This is a genomic window from Candidatus Nanosynbacter sp. TM7-076, from assembly GCF_022828325.1.
Classification (GTDB): domain Bacteria; phylum Patescibacteriota; class Saccharimonadia; order Saccharimonadales; family Saccharimonadaceae; genus Nanosynbacter.
The window spans coordinates 236,761-260,386 of the sequence record NZ_JAJQJS010000002.1 but is presented as its reverse complement, the minus strand read 5'-3'; the positions used below and the strand labels follow the sequence as shown (position 1 = coordinate 260,386).

Annotated in this window: 23 protein-coding genes and 1 tRNA gene; 18 read left to right on the top strand and 6 right to left on the bottom strand. The window is 43.4% G+C overall.

The features are described from left to right. Positions 1-153: 153 nt before the first annotated feature. Complete coding sequence (gene galE, locus LRM47_RS02050; protein ID WP_243822631.1) at positions 154-1,167, top strand: UDP-glucose 4-epimerase GalE; 1,014 nt, start codon at positions 154-156, stop codon at positions 1,165-1,167. Here the strand turns inward: galE and LRM47_RS02045 are convergent. Then, positions 1,164-2,729 carry an LTA synthase family protein gene (locus tag LRM47_RS02045; protein ID WP_243822630.1) on the bottom strand — a complete coding sequence of 522 codons (1,566 nt, stop codon included), beginning with the start codon at positions 2,727-2,729 and terminating at the stop codon, positions 1,164-1,166. The genes galE and LRM47_RS02045 overlap by 4 nt on opposite strands. A 52-nt stretch (positions 2,730-2,781) precedes the next feature. Between LRM47_RS02045 and LRM47_RS02040 the strand changes: the two genes are divergently transcribed. The 3 genes from LRM47_RS02040 to LRM47_RS02030 are packed head-to-tail and all read left to right on the top strand — an operon-like array spanning position 2,782 to position 4,983. Next, complete coding sequence (locus LRM47_RS02040; RefSeq protein ID WP_243822629.1) at positions 2,782-3,573, top strand: basic amino acid ABC transporter substrate-binding protein; 792 nt, start codon at positions 2,782-2,784, stop codon at positions 3,571-3,573. Continuing rightward, positions 3,570-4,280: an amino acid ABC transporter permease gene (locus LRM47_RS02035; RefSeq protein WP_232272879.1), complete on the top strand. Its 711-nt coding sequence runs from the start codon at positions 3,570-3,572 to the stop codon at positions 4,278-4,280. Before LRM47_RS02040 ends, LRM47_RS02035 begins: the two co-directional genes overlap by 4 nt. Then, positions 4,261-4,983, top strand: a complete 723-nt coding sequence (locus tag LRM47_RS02030) for an amino acid ABC transporter ATP-binding protein (protein ID WP_275973397.1) — start codon at positions 4,261-4,263, stop codon at positions 4,981-4,983. Before LRM47_RS02035 ends, LRM47_RS02030 begins: the two co-directional genes overlap by 20 nt. Before the next feature lie 14 nt (positions 4,984-4,997). On the opposite strand, the gene LRM47_RS02025 is transcribed toward LRM47_RS02030, so the two are convergent. After that, a complete protein-coding gene (locus LRM47_RS02025; RefSeq protein WP_243822628.1) occupies positions 4,998-5,465 on the bottom strand; it encodes an NUDIX domain-containing protein in 468 nt (155 codons plus the stop codon). Positions 5,466-5,530: 65 nt separating this feature from the next. After that, positions 5,531-5,607 (bottom strand) — tRNA-Pro (locus tag LRM47_RS02020). 118 nt (positions 5,608-5,725) lie between these two features. Between LRM47_RS02020 and LRM47_RS02015 the strand changes: the two genes are divergently transcribed. Further along, positions 5,726-7,486, top strand: coding sequence for an ABC transporter ATP-binding protein (locus LRM47_RS02015; RefSeq protein WP_243822627.1), 1,761 nt, complete (start codon positions 5,726-5,728; stop codon positions 7,484-7,486). Then, positions 7,486-9,480: an ABC transporter ATP-binding protein gene (locus tag LRM47_RS02010; RefSeq protein ID WP_243822626.1), complete on the top strand. Its 1,995-nt coding sequence runs from the start codon at positions 7,486-7,488 to the stop codon at positions 9,478-9,480. Before LRM47_RS02015 ends, LRM47_RS02010 begins: the two co-directional genes overlap by 1 nt. 7 nt (positions 9,481-9,487) lie before the next feature. Here the strand turns inward: LRM47_RS02010 and LRM47_RS02005 are convergent, their stop codons facing one another. Continuing rightward, on the bottom strand, positions 9,488-10,228 hold the full coding sequence (locus LRM47_RS02005) for a hypothetical protein (protein WP_243822625.1): 741 nt from the start codon (positions 10,226-10,228) through the stop codon (positions 9,488-9,490). A 97-nt stretch (positions 10,229-10,325) separates the two neighbouring features. On the opposite strand from LRM47_RS02005, the gene LRM47_RS02000 reads away from it, so the two are divergent. From LRM47_RS02000 to LRM47_RS01970, 7 genes are all read left to right on the top strand, one after another. Continuing rightward, positions 10,326-10,958: a TylF/MycF/NovP-related O-methyltransferase gene (locus LRM47_RS02000; RefSeq protein WP_243822624.1), complete on the top strand. Its 633-nt coding sequence runs from the start codon at positions 10,326-10,328 to the stop codon at positions 10,956-10,958. A gap of 47 nt (positions 10,959-11,005) precedes the next feature. Continuing rightward, positions 11,006-12,244 carry an arginine deiminase gene (gene arcA, locus LRM47_RS01995; protein WP_243822623.1) on the top strand — a complete coding sequence of 413 codons (1,239 nt, stop codon included), beginning with the start codon at positions 11,006-11,008 and terminating at the stop codon, positions 12,242-12,244. Further along, the gene (gene argF, locus LRM47_RS01990) at positions 12,244-13,233 is read left to right on the top strand and encodes an ornithine carbamoyltransferase (protein WP_243822622.1); all 990 of its coding nucleotides are present in this window, start codon (positions 12,244-12,246) and stop codon (positions 13,231-13,233) included. The genes arcA and argF overlap by 1 nt, the downstream gene beginning before the upstream one ends. 39 nt (positions 13,234-13,272) lie before the next feature. Then, positions 13,273-14,817 (top strand): YfcC family protein, encoded by a 1,545-nt coding sequence (locus tag LRM47_RS01985; RefSeq protein WP_243822621.1) that lies wholly within the window; start codon positions 13,273-13,275, stop codon positions 14,815-14,817. A gap of 3 nt (positions 14,818-14,820) precedes the next feature. Beyond that, positions 14,821-15,771, top strand: coding sequence for a carbamate kinase (arcC, locus tag LRM47_RS01980; RefSeq protein ID WP_243822620.1), 951 nt, complete (start codon positions 14,821-14,823; stop codon positions 15,769-15,771). 77 nt (positions 15,772-15,848) lie between these two features. Further along, a complete protein-coding gene (locus LRM47_RS01975) occupies positions 15,849-16,763 on the top strand; it encodes a magnesium transporter CorA family protein (RefSeq protein ID WP_243822619.1) in 915 nt (304 codons plus the stop codon). A gap of 57 nt (positions 16,764-16,820) precedes the next feature. Next, on the top strand, positions 16,821-17,741 hold the full coding sequence (locus LRM47_RS01970) for a CorA family divalent cation transporter (protein ID WP_129743571.1): 921 nt from the start codon (positions 16,821-16,823) through the stop codon (positions 17,739-17,741). Positions 17,742-18,091: 350 nt separating this feature from the next. Here LRM47_RS01970 and LRM47_RS01965 read toward each other — a convergent pair whose 3' ends face one another. Beyond that, positions 18,092-18,784, bottom strand: coding sequence for a DsbA family protein (locus LRM47_RS01965; RefSeq protein WP_243822618.1), 693 nt, complete (start codon positions 18,782-18,784; stop codon positions 18,092-18,094). 53 nt (positions 18,785-18,837) lie between these two features. On the opposite strand from LRM47_RS01965, the gene LRM47_RS01960 reads away from it, so the two are divergent. The 3 genes from LRM47_RS01960 to LRM47_RS01950 are packed head-to-tail and all read left to right on the top strand — an operon-like array spanning position 18,838 to position 22,280. Continuing rightward, positions 18,838-19,860, top strand: coding sequence for a CBS domain-containing protein (locus tag LRM47_RS01960; RefSeq protein ID WP_165000046.1), 1,023 nt, complete (start codon positions 18,838-18,840; stop codon positions 19,858-19,860). A 38-nt stretch (positions 19,861-19,898) separates the two neighbouring features. Continuing rightward, positions 19,899-21,677, top strand: coding sequence for an aspartate--tRNA ligase (gene aspS, locus LRM47_RS01955; protein WP_243822617.1), 1,779 nt, complete (start codon positions 19,899-19,901; stop codon positions 21,675-21,677). Positions 21,678-21,725: 48 nt separating this feature from the next. Next, positions 21,726-22,280, top strand: coding sequence for a CAP domain-containing protein (locus tag LRM47_RS01950; RefSeq protein WP_243822616.1), 555 nt, complete (start codon positions 21,726-21,728; stop codon positions 22,278-22,280). A gap of 138 nt (positions 22,281-22,418) precedes the next feature. Here LRM47_RS01950 and LRM47_RS01945 read toward each other — a convergent pair whose 3' ends face one another. Beyond that, positions 22,419-22,952: a VIT1/CCC1 transporter family protein gene (locus LRM47_RS01945; protein WP_243822615.1), complete on the bottom strand. Its 534-nt coding sequence runs from the start codon at positions 22,950-22,952 to the stop codon at positions 22,419-22,421. A gap of 162 nt (positions 22,953-23,114) precedes the next feature. On the opposite strand from LRM47_RS01945, the gene LRM47_RS01940 reads away from it, so the two are divergent. Both LRM47_RS01940 and LRM47_RS01935 read left to right on the top strand, forming a co-directional pair. Further along, complete coding sequence (locus LRM47_RS01940; RefSeq protein WP_243822614.1) at positions 23,115-23,336, top strand: hypothetical protein; 222 nt, start codon at positions 23,115-23,117, stop codon at positions 23,334-23,336. Positions 23,337-23,354: 18 nt separating this feature from the next. Continuing rightward, positions 23,355-23,624 carry a YtxH domain-containing protein gene (locus LRM47_RS01935; protein ID WP_243822613.1) on the top strand — a complete coding sequence of 90 codons (270 nt, stop codon included), beginning with the start codon at positions 23,355-23,357 and terminating at the stop codon, positions 23,622-23,624. The last annotated feature ends 2 nt before the right edge of the window (positions 23,625-23,626 follow it).

Sequence of the window (23,626 nt, the reverse complement as noted above, 5' to 3'; positions counted from 1 at the left end):
GCATAAAATCCTCCTTTTGGTTTTTAGTCCTAATTTGTTGCGCCCCGGCAAAAGACAGAATGGTGAGATTTGATGTAGTTATCATAACAAATTAGCACTCTCAGTGCAAGAGTGCTAATAAAATAAATAGTTATTTTGTGATATGTTAAGTGTATGAATATTCTTGTCACTGGTGGCGCTGGATATATCGGCAGTCACACTATCATCGAATTATTATCATCAAATCATAACGTAGTGGTGGTCGATAATTTATCAAATTCATCCGTCGAGAGTCTGAGGCGAGTTGAAGAAATCACCGGTCAATCAATACCGTTTCACGAATTCGATTTATGTGATCGTCAGCGACTATCAGAATTATTTAAGTCTGAGAAAATTGATGCTGTAATTCATTTTGCTGGGTTGAAGGCGGTTGGTGAATCGGTTGAAAAGGCGCTTCTTTACTATAAAAATAACCTTGAAAGTACGTTGGTTTTGCTTGATGTGATGCAAGAATTTGGCGTGAAGAAATTGGTGTTTTCTAGTTCGGCAACAGTTTACGGCGACCCAGCTCGATTGCCAATTACCGAAGATATGCCGTTGTCTGCCACAAATCCATACGGTCAAACGAAGTTGATGATTGAGCAAATGCTCCGCGATATTTCTGCAACGAATCAAGATTGGCAATTTACGTCTCTTCGCTATTTTAATCCAGTTGGCGTGCATCCGAGTGGTCGCATCGGGGAAGATCCTTCGGGAATTCCAAATAACCTTCTGCCATTTGTGTCACAAGTCGCTGTTGGTAAGCGAGAACATTTGAGCGTTTTTGGTGACAATTATGACACTCCAGATGGAACTGGCGTGCGTGATTATATTCACGTGGTTGATTTGGCAAAGGCTCACGTGGCAGCTCTGGAGAATTTAGGCCGACCGAACGAGTATAAAGTCTATAATATTGGCACTGGTCGTGGTACTTCGGTTTTGGAATTAGTGAAGGCGTTTGAGAAAGCGTCTGGTTGCGATATTCCATATCAAGTTACGCCACGTCGAGCGGGTGACATTGCGGCGTGCTATGCAGACCCAGGATTGGCAGAAAAAGAACTAGGTTGGCGAGCAGAATTGACAATTGAAGATGCTTGCCGCGATGCTTGGAATTGGCAAAGCAATAACCCAAACGGCTACAATGGCTAATTGCCAGATTTGGTGAAAATCTTATTTTCGTAATAAGCGGAACGTTTGGAAAGTTCTGAATTTAAGTTTTCAATTCCGCCGTATTGTTCGACCAAGGTTTTCTTCCCAGAAAATAAGTTTGTGCCCAGACCTAATCGGTCGCCGTCAATTTTAACTCCCAACGCCGCCAAAGTTGACGGATACATATCGAATGTCGTGAATTGACGGTTCTTTGAGTGGCTAGTCGAAATAGCTGGATTTATAAACGTGTTGTAAATGGTTCGCTGATAATTAGTTCCGCCAATTTTTTCGTCGTAGTATGAAGTCTGCATTCCTAAATGGTCTCCAGAAATGACAATTGTGGTGTTTTCATAAAATGGCTGAGATTTAACCCAATTGACGAATGCGGCGACCTGTTTTGAGGAGCAAGCGTGAACATTGTCGTATTGATTGCTGAAGGTTTTGGCGCATGTTTCATCCAAATAGCCATCGGTAAAATGTGTGTCGGCGGTCAATAATTGTAAGTTAAATGGCTTGTCTGATGCCGCCAAGCGCGAAGCTTCTTCGCGGGCAAATTGGAATAATTTTTTATCTTCATAGCCCCACCAGACCTTGTAATCTTCGGAGATTTTTCCGTGTTTTTTGGCGTAATTGTAATCTTCGATATTGAAATTGCCGTGCTGAGTTAATAATTTATCGCGTCCGCCAAAACTTGCTTCAGAGCCCATAACAAACGTTTGATTATAGCCTTGTTTTTCTAAAATCTCACCAATACTATAAGCGCCTGGCAAAAACCTCTTAAATTCGCCAAGTGCATTATGGTCGCGTCCGCCAACCAAGTTTTCCTTTAGCGGAACACCAGCAGATTGTGCAGCCATTCCTGCCACGGTCCAGCCAGTGTTTGTTGCAGGCAAGGCGCCGCCGACACCGGATGCTTTGTTTGAGAATGAGGTATTTTTTAACGCCAATTCTTCCAGCTCTGGAATGATGGAGGTTTCGGAGCTGCCGCCATTAGCCTTTGACGCCAAAGTGTTTTCCATTGACTCCATATAAATGTATATCAAATTACGCTTTTTCTCTGGAAATGTTAACTTGGCGGTTTTTGGATTGACATAATTTTCTTCGTATAATTTGGTCGATTGGGTCAGGGCATAAATATAGTTAGGGATGCCGAAACTTTGAATCAGAAGGACGATCGCAATTAAAAACATACTCAGCGAGTAAATTGCTTGATTTCGTAATCTCAAAAACGGCAAAGTGAGTTTTCGTGATGATTTGATTTTTTTCAAGCAAAAGGCGATCATGTGATTGATAAAAGAGATCGATTTGTCGAACATTGGGATTAATAAGGCGCCGAATAATAGGAAAACCAGTGGAAGATTTTGCAGGACGGCCGACCATAAATTGTCAGATTTGCCACCAGCTAATCCGTTAACAAAATAAAAAATTATCTCGTCGATTTGCGAATTTTTAAAGACGATATATTTATAGCGCGCCGCAATTAAGCAAAATGCCGCCAAAAAAAGCAAAATGATTGATATTGATTTAATCCAGAAACGTTTGGTAAATTTAATTTTTCTCACTATTCTATTATATCACTTACGTTTTTTGCGGATGAAGGGGTATAATAAAAGCATGAGCAAGAATAAGACGCGCACATTCGGAATTAGCTGGTGGATTGGGCTGGTTTTATTTGCCGGGATGATTTGTTTGATGTTGGGCGATATTTTACATCGAGATGGTGTAATTGGCTCAAAAACTGATGTTTTGGTGATGGGTACGAATGCTGGATTTAAGCCGTTTGAATATATTGATAATAATCAAGTGGTTGGTTTTGATGTTGATCTGGCGAGGGAAATTGCTAAAAGTTTGGGCAAAGATTTGAAGGTCGAAGATATGTCGTTTGATGGACTACTTCCGGCGCTGGATAGTGGGCAAATTGATATGGTGGCGGCTGGAATGACAGTGACGCCTGAGCGAGAAAAAAATGCGTTGTTTTCGGATCCGTATTATTCGGCGTCACAGAGAATAATTGTTAAAAAGGGTAGTCTGATTCGTAATAAATATCAATTGCCAGGGCGAAAAATTGGCGTGCAATTAGGTACCACGGGTGATACTTTGGCGTCTAAAATTGCTGGCGCATCAGTCACGCAATTCCAAACCGCGCCGAGTGTTTTGCAGGAATTAAGTTCGGGAAAAATTGAAGCGGTTATTCTGGACGACGCTCCCGCAAAGCAGTACTCGGCTGGATTTTCTGACTTAGAAATCTTACCGGGCGCGCTCAGCGATGAAAGTTATGCGATTGCTATTAAAAAGGACAATAAAGACCTCTTAGAAAAGGTTAATAAAGAAATTGCCAAGATGAAAAAAGATGGTCGCTATGAAAAGCTGATCCGCAAATATTTTGGTGAGGAGGCTAAATCGTGAATTTTTGGGAAGTGATTTTTGGCGGCGGTCGATGGCTATTTTTATGGCATGGATTAGAGGTGACACTGGTTTTGACTGTGTTGTCGCTTATTTTAGGGTCGGCAATTGGCGTACTTGTTGCCCTGATGCGCACGTCGAATTTACGACCATTTGGCAGGATGAAAACAAGCAGACTCGCGAACTTTAATCCGCTGGCTAGTCTGGGAAAAATTTATGTCGATATTATTCGCGGCACGCCACTTTTGGTTCAGCTATTGATTATGTATTACGTAGTTTTTGGGTCGTATCAATTTATGCCGAAGATTTTTGTGGCGGCGGTAGCGTTTGGGATAAATAGCGGCGCGTACATTGCTGAGATTATTCGTGGCGGAATTCAGAGTATTGACAAGGGTCAAATGGAAGCGGCTAGGTCTTTGGGTCTGAGCAATTGGCAAGCAATGCGGCTGGTTATTTTGCCGCAAGCAATGAGAAATTCGTTGCCAGCGTTGATTAGTGAATTTATCGCGCTATTAAAGGAAACTTCGGTTGTTGGTTGGATTGGTCTGAATGATATTATGCGTGGCGCGGACAATATTCGTTTTCAAACGGCGACAGCTTTTCAATCGCTATTTGCCGCTGCGGCGATGTACTTAATTTTGACGGCGATTTTTACGCGAGTAATGGCGCGAGTAGAAAGGAAATTGAAACATGACGATGATCAGCGTTAAAAACTTGAAAAAAACGTTCGGCACAAATCGAGTTCTTCGCGATATTGACGTGGAAATTGAAGAAGGCGAGATTGTCGTGGTGGTTGGCTCGTCTGGTTCAGGCAAGTCGACATTCTTGCGTTGCCTGAACTTACTGGAAGAGCCGACTTCGGGTGAGATTATTGTTGATGGAGTGAAAATTACTGATCCACGCGTGAACTTGAATGCGTTGCGTCAAAATATTGGCATGGTTTTTCAGCAATTTAATCTGTTCCCGAATTTGAGTGTGATTGAAAATATTAAATTAGCTCCGAAAAAACTGCGTAAATTTTCAGATCAAAAAGCGACAAAATTGGCGCGAAGTTTATTGGACGATGTTGGATTATTAGACAAAGCGGACGCTTCGCCGAATAGTTTGTCTGGCGGTCAAAAACAGCGAGTAGCAATTGCGCGGGCGCTAGCGATGGAGCCGAAAATTATGCTTTTTGACGAGCCGACTTCAGCGTTAGACCCAGAGATGATTGGCGAAGTTTTGGACGTGATCAGAAAAGTTGCCAAAAAGGGAATGACGATGGTAATCGTGACGCACGAGATGAAATTCGCCCGTGAAGTCGGGACTAGGATGATTTTCTTAGACAAGGGCGAAATTATCGAAAATGGCACGCCAGCCCAGGTAATGGATCACCCGAAAACTGAACGTGCCAAAAAATTCTTCGCTAAATAGTCTAAGCGGCCCAGCTATAATTCGCTTAGAACTGGAACTTCCGTCAATTTGTTAACCAGCTGGCCCAGATCAACCTCTGTCAGATAACTCGGTAAAATTCGCGTCGTTTTCGGATCGACAAAGCCGCACTTGGTCACTTCCTCGACGCCGTGCGATGTTTGCTCCAAGTCAATGTGCTGGTAATCTTGCCAGTTGGTGATGAGGAAGAAAAATTCCAATTGCTCGTTCGAGCCATGCGCTGATTGTTCGCCCGATTCGGCGAATTGTTGTATAAATAATAACTTACCGATTTCTGGCTCAACACCTGTTTCTTCAATCATTTCTCGGCGTAGACCGTCGAGCAAGCTTTCGCCCATTTCCAAGCCGCCGCCTGGTGTACACCAAAAATTACGCCCTTTGCCATTATTGGCGGTCAATTGTTGGCAGAAAATTTCGCCGTTTTCATTGATAATAATTCCGCGTACGTTTACTCTTCGTCGCATAAAACCTCCTTTGATTGCTAATAGCCAGAGGTCCAATTAGTCTGAACGTACGCCCAATAATTTCATGGTCGGGGTGACTGGATTTGAACCAGCGACCTCACCGTCCCGAACGGTGCGCGCTACCGAGCTGCGCCACACCCCGACGCTAAAAACAGTATAAAACTAACAGATATTTTTGTCCAATTGTAATTATTAGAATGGAATCGACTAGTCCTCAAATGATATAATATAAGATGGACTTAGAGCGTAAAGGACTATAAATGAAACATATTTTACGAATTTTTAGAGACTATTGGCTGCTGTTTATCATCTTGATTGGATTCACGTATGGCGTTGTGATGGCGAATTTGTGGCTGCCGGATAAAATGTCGGAAATTGTCAATAACGGCATTATTAAACAAGATATGTCGGCGATTTGGAATAATGGCTTGATGATGATTTTGGTGACGGCGGCTGGTGGGTTTTGTTCAATTGTCGTGGGTTTTTTGGCGGCGCGAATTGCTACGGGAATGGCGCAGAAATTGCGATTGAAATTGTTTGAACGAATAGAAAGTTTTTCTTTGGCGGATTTTAACAAGTTTTCTACGGCGTCGCTGATTACGCGCTCAACGAATGATATTCAGCAGATTCAAACAACGTCAATAATGCTGCTGAGACTGGCATTAATGGCACCGATCATGGCAATTGGCGGTCTGCAAAAAGCCATGAATAATGCGCCCGATTTAAGCTGGATTATCGCTTTGGCGGTGTTTATTTTGCTCGTGGTGATCGCTACGCTATTTACGATTGCCGTACCTAGGTTTAAGAAATTGCAGACTCTGGTGGATAAACTTAATTTGGTGGCGCGGGAAAATTTGGTTGGACTGAAAGTTATTCGTGCGTTCCATAACGAGAAGATTGAGCAGAAAAAATTCCAAGAAGCTAACGTGGAATTGAACAGGATGAATTTATTTGTGAACCGTTTGATGATGTTGCTTGATCCGATAATGACTTTAGTGATGAACTTTTCGAGCGTGGCAATTGTGTGGTTTGGTGCGCATTTGATAAGTAGTGGCAATTTGCAAATTGGTAATATGATGGCGTTTTTGGAATACGCGATGCAGGTGATAATCTCGTTCTTACTGCTGTCAATGGTGTTTATTATGGTGCCGCGAGCCGCCGTATCAGTGCGTCGAGTCGGAGAAGTTTTGGATACTTTGCCATCAATTATTGACCCGAAGTCGCCGAAAAAATTGCCAAAAGATGCCAAGGGAAAAATTGAATTTAAGGACGTTACGTTTACTTATCCTGACGCGGATTTGCCGGTGCTTTCGGATATTAATTTTGTAGCCGAACCTGGTCAGACAACGGCGTTTATTGGTAGTACTGGCTCGGGAAAATCGACGCTGATAAATTTAATTCCTCGTTTCTATGATGTTTCGGCGGGGCAGATTTTGCTTGATGGCGTGGATATTAGGAGTCTGAAATTGGAAGATTTGTCTGGTCAAATTGGTTACGTGCCGCAAAAGGGCGTGTTGTTTAGCGGGACGGTTGCTAGTAATATCAAATACGGTAACGCTGAGGCTGATGATGAGTTGGTTGAAAAAGCGGCTAAAATTGCCCAGGCGGAAGAATTTATTAGCGAGTTAAAAAATGGTTATAAAAGTGAAATCGCTCAGGGCGGTAGCAATGTTTCTGGTGGTCAGCGCCAGCGTTTGTCGATTGCGAGGGCTATTGCGGTTGAGCCGAACGTTTACATTTTTGACGATTCGTTTTCGGCGCTTGATTTTAAGACGGACGCGAAGTTGCGGGCTGCGCTTGCGAAGGAAACTAAGAATAAAACTGTGCTAATTGTCGGTCAGCGAATTAATACGATTATGAATGCCGATAAAATTATTGTGCTTAATGAGGGAAAAATTGTTGGTCAGGGAACGCATCAGGAATTGATGAAAGATTGTGAAGTTTATCAAGAAATTGCCGCTTCGCAACTCTCGGAAGACGATTTGCAGAAAATGTCTATTGCTGCGAAAGGAGTGTTGTAATGTCTAGGCAAACCACGAAAAAGCGACAGCAGGTACGAATGGGCGGTCCGATGGGCGGAATGGGCGCTGGCGAAAAGGCTAAAGATTTCAAGGGAACGGTCAAGAAGCTGATCAAATATTTGTCGGATTTTCGATGGCAAATGTTGATGGTGTTGGTCTTTGCAATTGGGAGCACGATTTTTGCGATTGCCAGCCCGAAGATTTTAGGCGGCGCGACGAATCAAATTGTTGATGATTACGCCAATATGAAAGCCTACGAGGTGATCACTAGCAAATTGCCAAAGGGCGTTTCTTTACCGGCGGGAACTACTGGCGCGGATGTTTTGAACCGATTGCCGAATAAGTCGGAGATTGAAAAACAGATTCCATCCGGCCAGCTCGAATCGATTAAAAAGTTAGATCTTAGTCGGCGTCCAGAATTTCATTTTGACGCTATTTGGCGAATAATTATTTTGCTAGTCGGAATGTATGTGTTGAGTGCAATTTTTCGCTATATTCAAACGTGGATAATGACTCAGGTGACGCAAACCGTAACTTTCAGAATGCGACAACAATTGTCCGAAAAAATAAATCGCTTGCCGCTGAGTTATTTCGATAAGCAAACTTACGGCGAGGTTCTTAGTCGCATAACTAATGACGTTGATACGATTAGCCAAACGCTAAATCAGAGTTTGTCGCAAATTGTAACTTCAACGGTTACGGTACTGGGAATTTTGGTGATGATGTTTTCGATTAGCTGGCAGATGTCGCTAGTTGCGCTGCTGGTGCTTCCGCTGGCGGGCGGTGTGATTACGCTGATTGCAAAGAGCTCGCAAAAACAATTCTTACGCCAGCAAACGCAGCTTGGCGAACTTAACGGACACATTGAAGAAATGTATGGTGGGCATCAAGTGATGCGCGTCTTTAACGGTCAGAAAAAATCGATTGCTAAGTTTTCTAAGATCAATAATCGGCTTCAGGAGAGCGCTTGGAAGGCTCAGTTCTTTTCTGGCTTGATTCACCCGATTATGAATTTCATTGGCAATATTGGCTACGTTGCTATGACAATTTTGGGCGGTTGGCTAGCGATTAATGGTCGGCTAAAAATCGGCGATATTCAGGCGTTTATTCAGTATGTCGATCAGTTCAATCAGCCGCTGGTTCAGGTTGCTAATATCGCTAATATTTTGCAATCGACAGCTGCTGCCGCCGAGCGAGTGTTTGAGTTTTTGGACGAGCCAGAAGAAGCGGTTGAACCGAATAACTTGGTAAAATTGTCTAACGTAAAAGGCGAAGTTGAATTCGACAACGTCGTCTTTGGTTATAAGCCAGACCAGACTATCATCAAAGGTTTGTCGGCGCATATTAAGCCAGGTCAGCGCGTAGCGATTGTTGGTCCGACTGGCGCTGGTAAAACGACGCTGGTTAACTTGCTAATGCGATTTTATGAGATTAATAGCGGTTCGATTAAAATTGACGGCGTGGATATTCGTAAGATGAAACGTAGCGATGTGCGTCAAATGTTTGGCATGGTGCTGCAGGATACGTGGCTATTTAATGGCACGATTCGTCAGAATTTGATGTATGGCAATCTAAAAGCCACCGAAGAAGAGATGGTAAAAACCGCCAAAGAAGCGCACGTTGATCATTTTGTGCGGTCGCTATCGGGCGGCTATGATATGGTCTTGGGCGAGGAGGCTGCTAATATTTCCCAGGGAGAAAAGCAGTTGCTGACAATTGCTAGGGCGATGCTAGAAAAGGCGCCAATGTTGATTCTGGATGAGGCCACCAGCTCGGTCGACACCCGTACTGAAGTCCTCATCCAAAAAGCTATGGATAAGTTGATGCAGGGCAAAACCAGTTTCGTCATTGCCCATCGGTTGAGCACCATTCGCGACGCTGATCTGATCTTGGTCGTCCGTGACGGCAACATCATCGAGCAAGGCAAGCACGACGAACTGCTGAAGCAGGGCGGCTTTTATGCTGAGCTTTATAATAGCCAGTTTGCTGAGTAGTTGACTACTACTTTTTATATAGTGATATTTTTGTAGCCTTTGGTACGTGCAGTTCAAAATCAATATTAGTTTTCTGGACAATTTCATAATAAGGCGGAATTGATGGGTTTTTCGGAAGTTCAATTATTTTTCCGTCGTTAAATAATTGTCCTTGTCGATAGACATTGTGGATAAACGGCACATTTGGTTTTGTTTTTCTCAAGCGATATAACGCTGATTCATGCCGTGTTTCGCCATCTGTAACAACTTTGGGCTGCGTATGCCATTGTCCCATAATACATAATGTTGGTAGAGAGTCGTCAATTCCGAGGATATTTTTAGCTAGTTGTTTTTCTCGTTCCTGCGGGCTTGGTGGTATGATGGCATCCTCATCTAAATTGTCAAAAAATGTATCAATAAAAACGAGCTCTTTAAGTTGATTTTGCTGCAGAAGAATTGCTATCGTTTTTATCATCTCAAGAGATAGAACGCTTAAGTCAAAAAGGTCTTCATCAACTAAGGAAAAATCGTAAGAGCCGGTCGTTACTGAATTGATGAAGTTGGATACGGCGGGGCTGGCTTCAATGGCCAATCGTTTTACGCCAAGTTTCTTAACCAGAGTATAGATGACGTCGGCATTTTCTTTTATGCCGTGAATTTCGCCATATACAATTATGTTTGATTTTCGCAATGTGAATTGAAACGAATTTAGCTGTCTTATGTCCAGTTGTTTCGGTAAAAATGTTTTGATAATATCGTGATTATTCATAGGTGCTAATTGATAGTTTACTTCATAAAACCGTAAATATATAGAGCCACGTCGTTGATAATTTGTCGATATTTGGCGAACTATTTATAATTAAGTCATGAATATCGCAGACCAACTCCTCACTAAATACCCGATCATTTCTGACCAAGTCGACATTAAAGAGCTTGGTGCGCTTTTGAGAGAGTTGGAGAAAACTTTACGCCGTGGCGCCACTGGAAATATTGTGGAGTTTGGCTGTTATGTTGGCACAACTAGTTTGTTTATTCGCCGACTGCTGGACGCTTATGATTTTACGGGCGAGTTTCACGTTTACGATTCGTTTGCGGGATTGCCAGAAAAAACCCAGAAGGATAATAGCGCTGCGGGTGATCAATTTAAGGCTGGCGAGTTATTAGCGCCGCGTAAGACGTTTGTCCAGAATTTTAAGAAGGCGGGATTGAAGTCGCCGATTATTCATAAAGGCTGGTTCTCTGATTTTACTGCTGATGACGTGCCGGAAAATATTATGTTTGCGTTTTTTGATGGCGATTTTTATGAGTCAATTGTCGATTCTTTTCGGGTTTGTGAAAGTAAGTTTAACGAAGACGCGATAATTATTGTTGATGATTACGTAAATGAAGCTCTGCCAGGCGCCGCAAAAGCCACTGATGAATGGCTGAAGGTTAATCGACAATTCACGGTCAGAACTGAAGCTAGTCTGGCAATCATCTCCTCTTGCCCAAAAACATAAACGTGTTACAATTAAAACATCACTAATATAAACAGGGGAGGGTTGTGATGGACGAACCAATTCACATAACGTCTGAAATAGGAAAACTTAAGACCGTTCTATTGCATCGGCCAGGTGAAGAGCTGGAGAATTTGACGCCAGACTATCTGACCGATCTTTTATTTGACGATATTCCATATCTGAAAGTGGCGCAGGCTGAACACGATGCTTTTGCGGAAGCATTGAGAAGTCGTGGAATCGAAGTTTTGTATCTGGATCAATTGGTCGCTGAGGCGATTAACACAGATCAACTGCGTGAACAATTTGTCGATGAAATGTTGGCTGCTTCTAAGCAGGATTCACGCCGTGTCACTCAAACATTGCGCCAATTCTTGTTGGACTTGCCAACTCACGCTATGATCCGCAAGATTATGGCTGGTGTTCGCAAGGATGAAATTACTTTGCCTCCAGATCAGTATCAGCAACTTCATAATATGATCGAGAAAAATCGTTATCCGTTCTATCTCGATCCAATGCCAAACCTATACTTTACACGCGACCCAGCTGCCGCAATTGGTAACGGTTTGACAATCAATAAGATGCACTGGACGGCTCGTCGTCGTGAATCGCTATTTATGCGCTACATCATCGACCACCATCCACGCTTTGCTAATCGTGCGCCAGTTTGGTACAACCGCACAGAGAAATTCTCAATGGAAGGCGGCGACGAATTAATATTAAGCGATAAGGTTATGGCAATTGGTGTTTCAGAGCGAACAACTGCTGAGGCAATTGAAAAGATGGCAACCAAATTGTTTGCTGGCTCGAAATTCGAGAAAGTCATTGCTATGGAGATTCCAAAATCTCACGCCTTTATGCACCTAGACACCGTGTTTACGATGATCGATCGTGATAAGTTTACGATTCACCCAGAAATTCGCGACCATGGCGGCAGGATGAATTGTTTTATTTTGGAGAAGGTTGAAGGTCAGCCATTCCCACGAATTACACACGAAACAGACCTGGAACACGTCTTGAGAGTTGCGCTGGGCTTGCCAAGTGTTACGTTGATTGAGTGTGGCGGTGGTGATCCGATTGCTGCTGCTCGTGAGCAGTGGAATGACGGTTCAAACACTTTGGCGATTGCGCCGGGTGTTGTGGTGACTTATGATCGCAACTACGTAACTAACCAGAAATTGCGCGAAAACGGTATCGAAGTTATTGAAATTAGTGGTGCTGAGCTTGGACGCGGTCGTGGCGGTCCACGCTGTATGAGTATGCCGCTAGTACGAGAGGATGTATTCTAATGGCTCAGAGTTTGAAAGGACGATCGCTATTAACTTTGAGCGATTATACCGCTGAAGAGATTCGCTTGCTGTTAGATACAGCTCGTGAATATCGTCGATTGAAATATGCCGGCATTCCGCACCGAATTCATGAGGGTAAAAACGTGGCATTGCTATTCGAAAAGGCTTCAACGCGAACGCGCTGCGCATTTACGGTAGCTGCTAATGACCTTGGAGTTGCGCCAGAATACCTCGGTAAAGATGATATTCAATTGGGTAAGAAAGAGACGGTTGAAGATACCGCTAAGGTTTTGGGCCGAATGTTTGACGGAATTGAGTTCCGCGGTTTTGATCACGCGACCGTTGAGGAATTGGCGCGTCACGCTGGCGTTCCAGTATGGAATGGATTGACCGATAAGTTCCATCCAACGCAGATTTTGGCTGACTTCATGACGATTGAAGAACATGTCGGAAAATTGAAGGGAACTAAGCTGGTGTTTGTTGGCGATGGTCGCAACAATATGGCGAACTCGTTGATGATCGGCTCAGCTATTATGGGACTTGATTTTCGTATTTTGGCACCTCGTGAATTGCATCCAGAGCAAGCTTTGGTCGATAAAGCAAATCATTTTGCCAGGTCAAGCCACGCACGTATTACCATCACTGACAACTTCGAAGAAGCTTTGCGTGGTGCCGATGTGATTTACACGGACGTTTGGGTTTCAATGGGCGAAGAAGACAAGTTTGCTGAACGCATTAACCAATTGCGACATTTCCAAGTTAATCGCCAGATGATTAATCTGACAGGAAATCCTGAGGTCAAGTTTATGCACTGCTTGCCGGCATTCCATGACGCATTGACGATTACTGGAAAGAAGATTCAGGAAGATTTCGGTTTAGATTCAATGGAAGTGACGGATGAGGTGTTCCGCTCGCCACATTCGATAGTTTTTGATCAAGCGGAAAATCGTATGCATACAATCAAGGCCGTGATGGCTTTGACATTGTAGTTGTTGTCGTAATGAGGAGGTTAAGGAGGCTCCGAGGCAATGGTAGAAAAAATTAAAAAAGCAAAGCAGAAGCTTCGATCACCGTCGGCGTTTACTATTTTGTTTGTCGTGATCATCGTTATGGCGGCATTGACGTGGGTTGTTCCTTCTGGACTATATAAGACGAACGAAGATGGCGATCGTATAGCTAATTCGTATCACGTAGTCGACAAAGATCGAACCGCCACGGAAGAAAAAGACGGTAAAAAGGAAGAGGTCAAAAAACACGATCAGCAGGGTTTGTGGGACGTCTTTACTGCACCTATTAAAGGTATGTCAGACAAGCTTGATGTCATCGTCTTCGTGATGGTGCTTGGTGGATTCTTAGGCGTCACCATGAAAACTGGTGCGCTTGACGCTTCTCTTGGCGCACTGCTCCGAAAGATGAAGGGCAAGGAAAAGTGGCTCATCCCGATTCTGATGATTCTCTTCGCTATCGGTGGTACAACTTACGGCATGCAGGAAGAAACCGTGGCGTTCTACGCGCTCGTCATACCGATGATGATTGCTGCTGGCTATAATGCCATGACTGGTGTGATGGTGATTGTGCTGGGTGCTGGTACTGGTGTGCTTGGTTCGACAATCAACCCATTCTCTACTGGTGTTGCGGCAAAAACCGCAGACGTGAAATTGGGTAGCGTTATTCCAATAATGTCTATCATCTTAGTACTTTGTTTGATTGCCGCAATTGTCTTTACTATGCGTTACGCCGCAAAAGTTAAGGCCGGCAAGTACAAAGAAGATGTTCGCTATAAGCCAGCTACGGCTGCTCTCGACACGACAAACGTACCAAAATTCACTGGTCCACGAAAAGTCGTTATGTCCGTGTTTGCTATTACGTTTGTGCTAATGATTCTTTCCTTGATTCCATGGGGAAGTTGGAATATCACATTCTTCGCTGATATGTTTGAATGGGCTGCAGGTTTGCCAGTTATTGGCGCGGTACTTGGTGTAGTCCACAGTGCGGCATTTGGTGATTGGTATTTCAATGAAATCACTGCACTATTCCTAATTTCAACTATTGTCATAACCGCAATTTACTACAAAGAATTTAAGAAAGAGGGTGTTTTCCCAGTTGATACATTTATCGATGGTGTGAAAGATATCTTACCAGTTGCTTTGATTATTGCAGTAGCAACAGGTGTTTCTGTAGTTATGACTAACGGTGAAATTCAGGACACGATCATCAGCTGGGGTGAATCTCTCCTGAAAGATGCTGGTGGCGGTGTTGTCGGTGTGTTGGCATATCTATTCTACCTGCCAATGTCATTTATCGTTCCGTCATCATCAGGTTTGGCGGCAGCAACTATGCCAGTTATTGCGCCAATTGCTGATCTGGTTGGCTCAAGTAAAGAAGTTATGGTCGCCGCATTTGCGACAGCGTCTGGCTTGATCAATATGATGGCTCCAACTATCGCGTCGTTGATGGGTGGATTGGCTTTGGCTGGTGTTTCATATCGCGACTGGCTAAAACGCTCAGCTCCAATTATGGCGGTATTTGCTATTATCAGCATCACAGTTATTGCAATTTTCGGAGCACTGTAGCCTATGGATAAGAAGCGTACTATTGTAGTAGCGCTCGGTGGTAACGCCCTGCAACGGCAGGGCGAAGCTGCGTCTGAGCAACAGCAACGAGTAGCCGATGAAACGGTTCGTCAACTTTTACCGTTAATCCAGGCTGGTCATAACGTAGCAATCGTTCATGGTAATGGTCCTCAGGTTGGCAACATTGTGTTGCACGAAGAGGCGATTAACACGCCAGATGTGCCAAGTTTGCCACTGGAAGATTCTGGCGCCATGAGCCAGGGATTGATTGGCTTTTGGCTGCAACAGGCTTTTTATGACGCCTTTATGGTTAATCAGATGAACAATCGCGCTGTTAGCATTATAACTCAAACGATTGTTAGCTTAAGCGATCCAGCATTCCAAAATCCAACCAAGCCCATTGGTCCGTTCTATTCGGAAGACGAGGCAAAAACCGTCGCTAGCGAACGCGGCTACACGGTAAAAGAAGACGCTGGTCGCGGCTGGCGGCGTGTCGTTCCTTCGCCAAAACCTCAGACGATTGTTGAGGCTGATGTGATTAAGGCGCTGGTTCATGCTGGCGTGACGGTCGTTTCAACTGGCGGCGGCGGCATTCCTGTTTTGCAAGACGAAACTGGTCAATTAAAAGGCGTCGCTGCGGTTATTGATAAGGACTTCGGCGCGGCAAAATTGGCAGATCTTTTGGACGCCGATACCTTGCTGATTTTGACTTCGGTTGATGCTGCTAAAATTAATTTTGGCAAACCAGATGAGCAATCTCTCGGGGAAGTTTCAATAGAAGAACTTCAAAAGCATATTGACGATGGGCAATTTGCGGCAGGCTCGATGTTGCCAAAAACTCAGGCTGCCTTGTCGTTCCTGGATGGAAAGTCGGGGCGCACGGCGATTATTACTTCGCTGGATAAAACCGCTGAAGCCATTAGCGGCTCGGCGGGCACGATAGTTAAATCGTAATAAAAATTCAAGAAGTTCCTGTGAACGGTGCAGGAGCTTCTTGTGTTTATGTATGTTTTATTTTATAATATGAAATTATGTTGCAATATCTTCGTTCAACAAATAGTGATTCAGTAATTAGTCCGCAAGAAAATTTGCAGTCTGGTTCGTGGGTGCGCTGCGAAAGACCGAGCGACGAAGAGGTTTCGCAATTGTTGACGCTGGGCTTGGATGAGGATTTGATAAGTGACGCGCTTGACCCGCATGAGGTGCCGCGTATTGAGTTTGATGATGAGTGGACTTATTTGATTGCGCGACTGCCAGACACTGACGACGATTTTAACGATTTTACCACGCCGATTTTATTCTGCATCAATAAAGATCATATCGTGACGTTGTCTAGAGATAGTTTGGGGCGATTATGGCAGCCATTTATCGATAAAGTGCGAATTAGGACGGATCGACAAGTTGAGCTTTTGGTGGCGATGGTTGAGGCAATTTCAACGCAATATCAGCGGCGTGTGGCAACGATTAATCGCCAAATGCGAGCGGCTACGGACAGTATTCATACACTGAGAGTTAATGACATTGCCACACTGGCGGAGTATGAGCGCAAATTGAATGATTATCTTGACGCGTTAATTCCGATGAACTGGGCAATTGAGAGACTTTTGGCGACTCAGAAGTTGCGACTGAAAGCTGATGACAAGGAAGACGTTGAGGATATTTCGATTGATTTGGAGCAGGTGATTGCGCGTTGTAAAAGTTTGTTGAGGACGATTACTAATGTGCGCGACAGCTATAGGGCGGTGATGGATACGCGCCTTAACGAAACAATTCGCCTGCTAACCGTAATTACCGTGGCTTTGACTATTCCGACGATGATCGCTGGTTTGTATGGTATGAACGTGCCGGTTCCGGGCGCCGATAATCCATTGATGTTTTGGGCGATTACCGCGATCAGTGTAGTGCTGGCATTTGTTGTGGGCTATTATTTCCTGCGCCGCCGATAAAGTTTAATTGCAATTCGACAGATTGCTAATATTGCTTATGTATATTATAATTTTCTCATGATGGTGGGCTATTTTGAACGCAGATCGTTGACTGAAAAGTTGACGCAAGCTCAGCGAATGCATAAAAACGGTTGGATTAATTTGACCGGGAGTCTTGATGCTACTCGAGTTTCAAAGGCTTTGTCGCTGTCTGCTAATATTGTCCGTGACGTACTGGACATCCATGAATTACCTCGAGCGGAGTTTTCTGATGGCGTTGAATATATTTTTACACGCATACCATTTGGTCAAACTGATTCTGGTAAAACGGCACCGTTTTTGATTGCAATTAGCGGCGGTCATTATATTACAATATCGCCTCATGTTAAATTTTCACCCCTGGAGGTTAGCGATTATTTATTTAGCACAACCGAGCGCCCAGCGGGAGTTTTTGCTGCGAATTTGGCGTATATTATTTCTCAATATGAACAACGCGTGCATTTGTTAACGGAGCAAATTAGCGATGCTCGTCGGCGACTAAGTCGTCATGAAGTTGAGAATTCGGATTTTATTAAATTTGTCGCAATTGAAGACACGCTTAATGAATATCGAAGCAGTTTGGAAGGGATGTCCCGCGTTATTACACAACTAATGGAAAACCGTCGCCACTTATTTAAGACCAGAGATCTGGAAGCCTTGGAGGACGTCGATCTACACATCAGGCAAGTTTTAGTGGCGATAAGTTCCAGCACGCACACAATTTCCAGCATTCAAAACGCTTATTCGACGGTTGCTAATAATACGCTGAACCAACGCATGAAGGCATTGACCGCCATAACAATTCTTCTGGCTATTCCGAACGTTTTTTACGGAATGTATGGAATGAATATCGCGTTACCATTTCAGGGCGAGCCTTGGGCGTATCCAGTTATCACTAGTTTTACGGTGTTGTTGATTTTACTTGTTATGTTTGTTGCTAAGCGACTCCGCTTATTCTAATATATATAATAAGCATTTTCAAAATGTTTTTGCTTGACGTGCCAATAAACGTTTGGTAACATTGTTAGCATGTCTCGCGCCGAAGCATTAAATTGCTGATATTAAGTGATAAAGGTCGAAGCGCGTGGGGCTGCACATAATAATAAGGAGTGCAAAACACATGCCAATAGCAATCAAATTTGTGCCATCAAGGCGCAAAAAGATCGCGGTGGATGTGGTGCCTGCCGAATGGCAAACATATATAGCGCAATAAAAAGTAGTACGGTCGCTCCAACGATAGAATAGGGACGACTATAAACAAATCCCGCTCCAAGGCACCGGAGCGGGATTTTGGTTTGTGTGAAAATTCGTTAATCTTTTACTTCAACGCCAGCTTTTTTCAAGGCTTCCTTGACTGATGATTCAATTGAGCCAGAGCTGTCCATCTCAGTGTTTTTTCCATTTATGTAGAAAGTTGGTGTTGCGGCAACGCCGTGTTTGCGACCGAGAGCCATATCGAAGTCAATTTTATTTTTAACCCTGTTACTGGCAATATCGGTTTTATATTGATCGATATTAAGTTTCAATTGTTCAGCATAAGATTTGAAAATGTTGTCGCGTTCTGTAGTGTTGGCGTTTTTCCAGGCGTCCTGATTTGCATATAGAAGTTCATTCATTTCCCAGAATTTACTCTGTAAACCAGCAGCTTCAGCTACGGCAGCGGCAGCTCGTGCGTTAGGGTGTGAGCTTGCAATTGGGAAATTACGGAAAATTAATCGAACGTGATCTTTATATTTTTTAGCTAGCGCTTCAGCTTTTGGTGCAGCGGTGCCACAGCCAGGGCATTGATAGTCGGCGTATTCGATAATTGTTACTTTGGCGTCTTTGCTACCAATTTCATGATCCGCGATATTGCCATTTCTTGATTCTGCGCTGATAGCCGTGTTCAGCTGATCGTTGTTGATGTCGCTAATGTTTAGTCGATTTTGTGTCGAAATATAAACCATTCCGCCAACAATTGCCACTACAATAATTGCAAAAATTATCCAGCTTTTCTTATTCATTTTACCTCCATTTACTCTAGTAAGTATAGCACGGAATGCGGTACAATAAAACTATGACGATTGTGCTAATTTTTGGATATTTGGTTACTTTGGCTGTTTTGCTGATAGTGCTGGGAGTTCAGCCGAAAACGTCTTCGCATAGCCAATTTGAGCTACGGCGGAGAAGTGGGCTAGGCGATGAAAAGGCCAAGATTCTTTTGCGACAAAGAGAATTTTTACGAGATATTATTTCATTGCAGCGCGCCGTGGCTTCTTTATGTTTGGTAATTTTAAGTGTTATTAGCGTTTATTTGTTCAATTGGGCGGCTGGGCTCATTTTGTCAATTATAATAGCCCTGGAAATCGGAGCTGTCGCGCGAATTGGTTTGTGGCAGAAATACTCACAGCAACTTTATGAAAAATATGAACCGCTAATTTTAACGACAATTGAGCGACATCAAGTAATTTTGTCGCTGATCCGTTCGGTGTCGCCAGTGGTTGGTGATAGTCGGGTGATTGAATCGAAAGAAGAATTGCTGGAAATGGTGGCTCAATCCGGCGGGGCGATTTCATCTTCTGAGAAAAAGCTTATTACTAACGGACTGAAGTTCAACGATATGAAGGTCGAGGAAATTATGACGCCGCGAAGCATGATTGAATCGGTGCCCATGAATGAACTTCTCGGGCCGCTAGTGCTTGATGATCTTCATAAAAAAGGGTATAGCAGATTTCCTGTCATTGACGGCGACATCGACCATGTTGTTGGCATGTTGAGAATTCAGGATTTGTTGACGATTGATCGCAAAGCAAAATCTCATCGTGCGGAAACAGTCATGAGCAAAGATGTCTATTATATTCGCGAAAATCAAACTCTACAGCACGCCTTGGCTGCATTTTTGAAAACGCAGCATCACTTGTTTATTGTTGTAAATGAGTTTCGAGAAACAGTTGGTCTACTGAGCTTAGAAGACGTAATTGAAGCGTTATTAGGTCAGAAAATCATTGACGAATATGATGTTTATGGAGATATTCGTAAGGCCGCCACGGCTAATCCGCAGAAAAATAATTTGCCCACAAAAACTCGACGAGATGTTTAATTCTGGGAATTTGCTCAGATTATGCTATAATAACAGATATGAAAAATAGAATTTTGGCGGCAGAAACTTCTAAAAAAGTTGGTGAAAATATTACAGTTGCGGGCTGGGTTCATTCCAGGCGTGATCATGGCGGATTGATTTTTATTGATTTGCGCGACCACACGGGTTTGGTTCAGTTGGTTATTAATCCTGATAAAAAAGATGCTTTCTCTTTGGCGGAAAGCTTACGAGATGAGTTTGTGGTTCGTGCTTGTGGCGTGGTTGCGGAGCGTGGTGAAGGTCTGAAAAATCCGAATATTGCCAGTGGCGATGTGGAAATTGTTGTGGACAATTTGGAAATTTTGAACCGAGCTGAAACTTTACCAATTCAGCCATTTGCCGAGGATAATCAAGCTGGCGAAGAACTAAGATTCAAATATCGTTATCTTGATTTGCGTCGTCCAAAAATGCAAAACATGCTTAAAAAGCGCGCCGAAATGTATCGTCGAATCCATGAGTATATGGACAATCGAGATTTTATTGAAATTCAAACGCCAATTTTGGCTAACTCAAGTCCTGAGGGTGCGCGTGATTTTCTGATTCCGAGTCGTTTGCAGGAAGGGAAGTTTTACGCCTTGCCACAAGCTCCGCAGCAGTTTAAGCAGTTGCTGATGGTTGGTGGCGTGCCGCGTTATTATCAGTTGGCGGCTTGTTTCCGCGACGAAGATCCGCGAGCAGATCGCTTGTATGGCGAGTTTTATCAGCTTGATTTGGAGATGAGTTTTGCTGAAAATGGCGAAGAAGTTCGCACTGAAGTTGAGCCTTTGATGAAGCAATTGGCAACTGATTTTGCTGGTAAAAAATTGTTGGATTTGAGCGATTTGGCGGTTGGTGATGGCAGTTCAATTCCGCGAATTTCGTATCGCGACGCCATGGAAACTTACGGTTCTGATAAGCCGGATTTGCGATTTGGTATGGAATTGATAGAACTGACGGACGTGTTCTTGGGGACTGAGTTTGGTGTATTTAAAAATGCCGAGTGCATTAAGGCTATTTGCGTAAAAAATGGCGCAAGTTTGAGCCGCAAGCAAATTGACAATTTCACCAACATCGCTAAGAGTGAAGGCGCTGGCGGTTTGGCGTACATTACATATCAAGACGGTGAAGCAAAATCTCCAATTGCGAAATTCTTGAGTGAGAAGGAATTAGCTGATATCCAGCAGAGAACTGGTGCGGTTGATGGCGATGCAGTGTTCTTTGGCGCTGATTCTCGCTCGGTTGTTAACGCTGTGTTGGGACGCTTGCGTAATGAATTTGCCTCGCATTTTAATCTTAAAGATCCATCTGTCGTGGCGTTTGCTTGGATTATTGATTTTCCGTTTTACGAATGGGATGAGCGTAGTAAGAAGCTTGACTTTGGACATAATCCGTTCAGTATGCCAAAGGGTGGTTTGCAAGCTCTGGAGTCTGCTGAAACTGACGCCGAAAAATTATCCATTGTCGCCGATCAGTTTGATATGGTGATGAATGGTTATGAGATTTGCTCTGGCGGCGTTCGCAACCATAATCCAGCGGTATTGTACAAAGTGTTCGGTCTGCTGGGCTTCAGTGAATCTTATGTTGAAGAGAAGTTTGGTGCTATGCTTGGCGCTTTCAAATACGGCGCTCCGCCTCATGCAGGATGCGCTTTTGGAGTTGATCGTATTTTGATGGAATTGACCGATGAGCAAAACGTTCGTGAGACTCTGGCGTTTCCAAAGAATGGCTCTGGTGTGGATGTGATGATGAATTCACCATCAGTTGTTGATCCCGCTCAGCTACGCGAATTGGGTTTGTAGAATATTTGCAATATTGATCTACCGTTTTGGTTGTGCTAGTGTGAGGGTATGAAAAAGGTTATAGTCATCGCTGTTTTACTGCTTATAGCAGGCGCTGGTGGTGGTTTATGGCTAAAGACCCGTCTAAACGCTCAAGCAGTTACTGAAGTAGCTCAGGAGCAAAAACAGGAGCAACCAAAGAGCAAGTATGATGTTGGTCCTGTAGATGCTGGCGAAATCTTGGAATTGGTTAATATTGAACGCGCACGGATCGGGGTGGCGCCATTAACGAACGACGAAAATATACACATGAGTGCGCAGCTAAAATCTGACGATATGTTAGCCAAGGGATATAAACAGCATAATATACCAGGTACAGATAATTGGTATTCATCAGAAATGGCAAACCTAATGAGTAAAGCTGGTTGTCATACGGTTAGTGAAAATTTTTACTGGGCTGATTTCGAGTCAACAAGCAGAGATGCTTTTAACTGGTGGATGAACTCAGAACCACACCGCAAAGCGATACAAAACCCAGATTATACGAAAATTGGACTTGGCGTCAGCCGCAGTAGTGACAATAGCAAAACATACGCAGTTCAGCATTTTTGTATTTCAAGATAACAGTTAGTATATAGCACAAACCCCAAATCTCCTTTTGTCTCGAAAGGAGATTTTTCTTATGAATGACAACGCGTCATACCGTCAGTACTTGCAGTACCATGCAAATAACCACCCAAACCAAAACACAAGAACAATATACTAAATCCTAATACCAAGCCACGCCGACAAAATGTCGCCTGCAAAGTAGGCTAATCCTGCCGCAATTGCCCCAAGGAGAAGTGTGATGCCTGCAGATTGCCAAGGTGATTGTTTGCTGACTTTGCCTTTGATAAAGCCGATTGCTAAGAACGTTGCCGCAGTTAGCGCCGAGCTAACATAGAATAATACCGCGTTTGGCGCTTTTAAGTTTGCAATTACGTCAATCAAATATGGCAATACTGGCACGCTGCCGACCACCACGAAAGCTAAGAATGTTACTGTGCCTATGATCTTTGGAGATGAGCGTTTTTGGCTGTCGCGCACAGATTCTTCGTGTTCAGCGCTGGCTGCCAAATATGCGCTAGAGCCCATTGAGAATCCGTCGGCTATTAAATTAGCAATTCCTAATATAAGAATGACTGAACTGGATATTCCAGCTCCAGCTGAAGCTGCCACGACTGCAAATGTTGTTACTGTGCCGTCGACCGCGCCATAAACAAATTCCGGTATGTATCGTTTGAAAAAATTTCGCATAACCATACCAGTTTATCATATTATTAACGATTAGCAGACATCTCTATTGACAATTTAATAAGCTTATGCTATAGTGAAATAGTTAGATTATCTAATACAAACAATTTAACAAGCATGCTAAAATAAACATAACAAATATAAACTTTTGCAGAAAGGTAAAGCGTGGAAGATATCCAAACAGCCATCGTTTTATTATCAGTCATCGTAGGATTGTTGTCGGTTATTATCGTAACGCTACTGGCAGTGGTCATCGCCTTGTTGGTAAGACTTAATACGGTCATGAAAAGCGTTAGTAAAATTACAACTAACGTAGCTAGTGTAACCGAATGGTTGTCGCCAACAAAAGTTTTTAGTGAAATATCGGGTTTATTTCGTAAAAAATAATTAAAAAGGAGTAAATATATGAAAAAAGTTTTAGCAATTATCGGAGCAGTAGCAGCAGGTTTTACAGCTGGAATTTTAACTGCACCAAAGAGCGGCAAGGAAACAAGGAAAGACTTGAAGGATAAAGCTGTAAAAATGAAATCCGACACTGAAAAAGTAGCTTGCAAAGCGACTGCCGCAGCAAAAGACAGTGTAGACTCATTGAAAGCTGGCTCTCAGAAAGTTGGAGACGCTGTAGTAGAAACCGCAAAAGATGTTAAGGGCAACGTCGAAAAACGTTTCAAGTAATA

Coding starts and splice junctions, on each gene's coding strand:
- galE (WP_243822631.1), top strand. CDS start 154: ATGAATATTCTTGTCACTGGTGGCGCTGGATATATCGGCAGTCACACT.
- LRM47_RS02040 (WP_243822629.1), top strand. CDS start 2,782: ATGAGCAAGAATAAGACGCGCACATTCGGAATTAGCTGGTGGATTGGG.
- LRM47_RS02030 (WP_275973397.1), top strand. CDS start 4,261: ATGACGATGATCAGCGTTAAAAACTTGAAAAAAACGTTCGGCACAAAT.
- LRM47_RS02025 (WP_243822628.1), bottom strand. CDS start 5,465: ATGCGACGAAGAGTAAACGTACGCGGAATTATTATCAATGAAAACGGC.
- LRM47_RS02015 (WP_243822627.1), top strand. CDS start 5,726: ATGAAACATATTTTACGAATTTTTAGAGACTATTGGCTGCTGTTTATC.
- LRM47_RS02010 (WP_243822626.1), top strand. CDS start 7,486: ATGTCTAGGCAAACCACGAAAAAGCGACAGCAGGTACGAATGGGCGGT.
- LRM47_RS02005 (WP_243822625.1), bottom strand. CDS start 10,228: ATGAATAATCACGATATTATCAAAACATTTTTACCGAAACAACTGGAC.
- LRM47_RS02000 (WP_243822624.1), top strand. CDS start 10,326: ATGAATATCGCAGACCAACTCCTCACTAAATACCCGATCATTTCTGAC.
- arcA (WP_243822623.1), top strand. CDS start 11,006: ATGGACGAACCAATTCACATAACGTCTGAAATAGGAAAACTTAAGACC.
- argF (WP_243822622.1), top strand. CDS start 12,244: ATGGCTCAGAGTTTGAAAGGACGATCGCTATTAACTTTGAGCGATTAT.
- LRM47_RS01985 (WP_243822621.1), top strand. CDS start 13,273: ATGGTAGAAAAAATTAAAAAAGCAAAGCAGAAGCTTCGATCACCGTCG.
- arcC (WP_243822620.1), top strand. CDS start 14,821: ATGGATAAGAAGCGTACTATTGTAGTAGCGCTCGGTGGTAACGCCCTG.
- LRM47_RS01975 (WP_243822619.1), top strand. CDS start 15,849: ATGTTGCAATATCTTCGTTCAACAAATAGTGATTCAGTAATTAGTCCG.
- LRM47_RS01970 (WP_129743571.1), top strand. CDS start 16,821: ATGATGGTGGGCTATTTTGAACGCAGATCGTTGACTGAAAAGTTGACG.
- LRM47_RS01965 (WP_243822618.1), bottom strand. CDS start 18,784: ATGAATAAGAAAAGCTGGATAATTTTTGCAATTATTGTAGTGGCAATT.
- LRM47_RS01960 (WP_165000046.1), top strand. CDS start 18,838: ATGACGATTGTGCTAATTTTTGGATATTTGGTTACTTTGGCTGTTTTG.
- aspS (WP_243822617.1), top strand. CDS start 19,899: ATGAAAAATAGAATTTTGGCGGCAGAAACTTCTAAAAAAGTTGGTGAA.
- LRM47_RS01950 (WP_243822616.1), top strand. CDS start 21,726: ATGAAAAAGGTTATAGTCATCGCTGTTTTACTGCTTATAGCAGGCGCT.
- LRM47_RS01945 (WP_243822615.1), bottom strand. CDS start 22,952: ATGCGAAATTTTTTCAAACGATACATACCGGAATTTGTTTATGGCGCG.
- LRM47_RS01935 (WP_243822613.1), top strand. CDS start 23,355: ATGAAAAAAGTTTTAGCAATTATCGGAGCAGTAGCAGCAGGTTTTACA.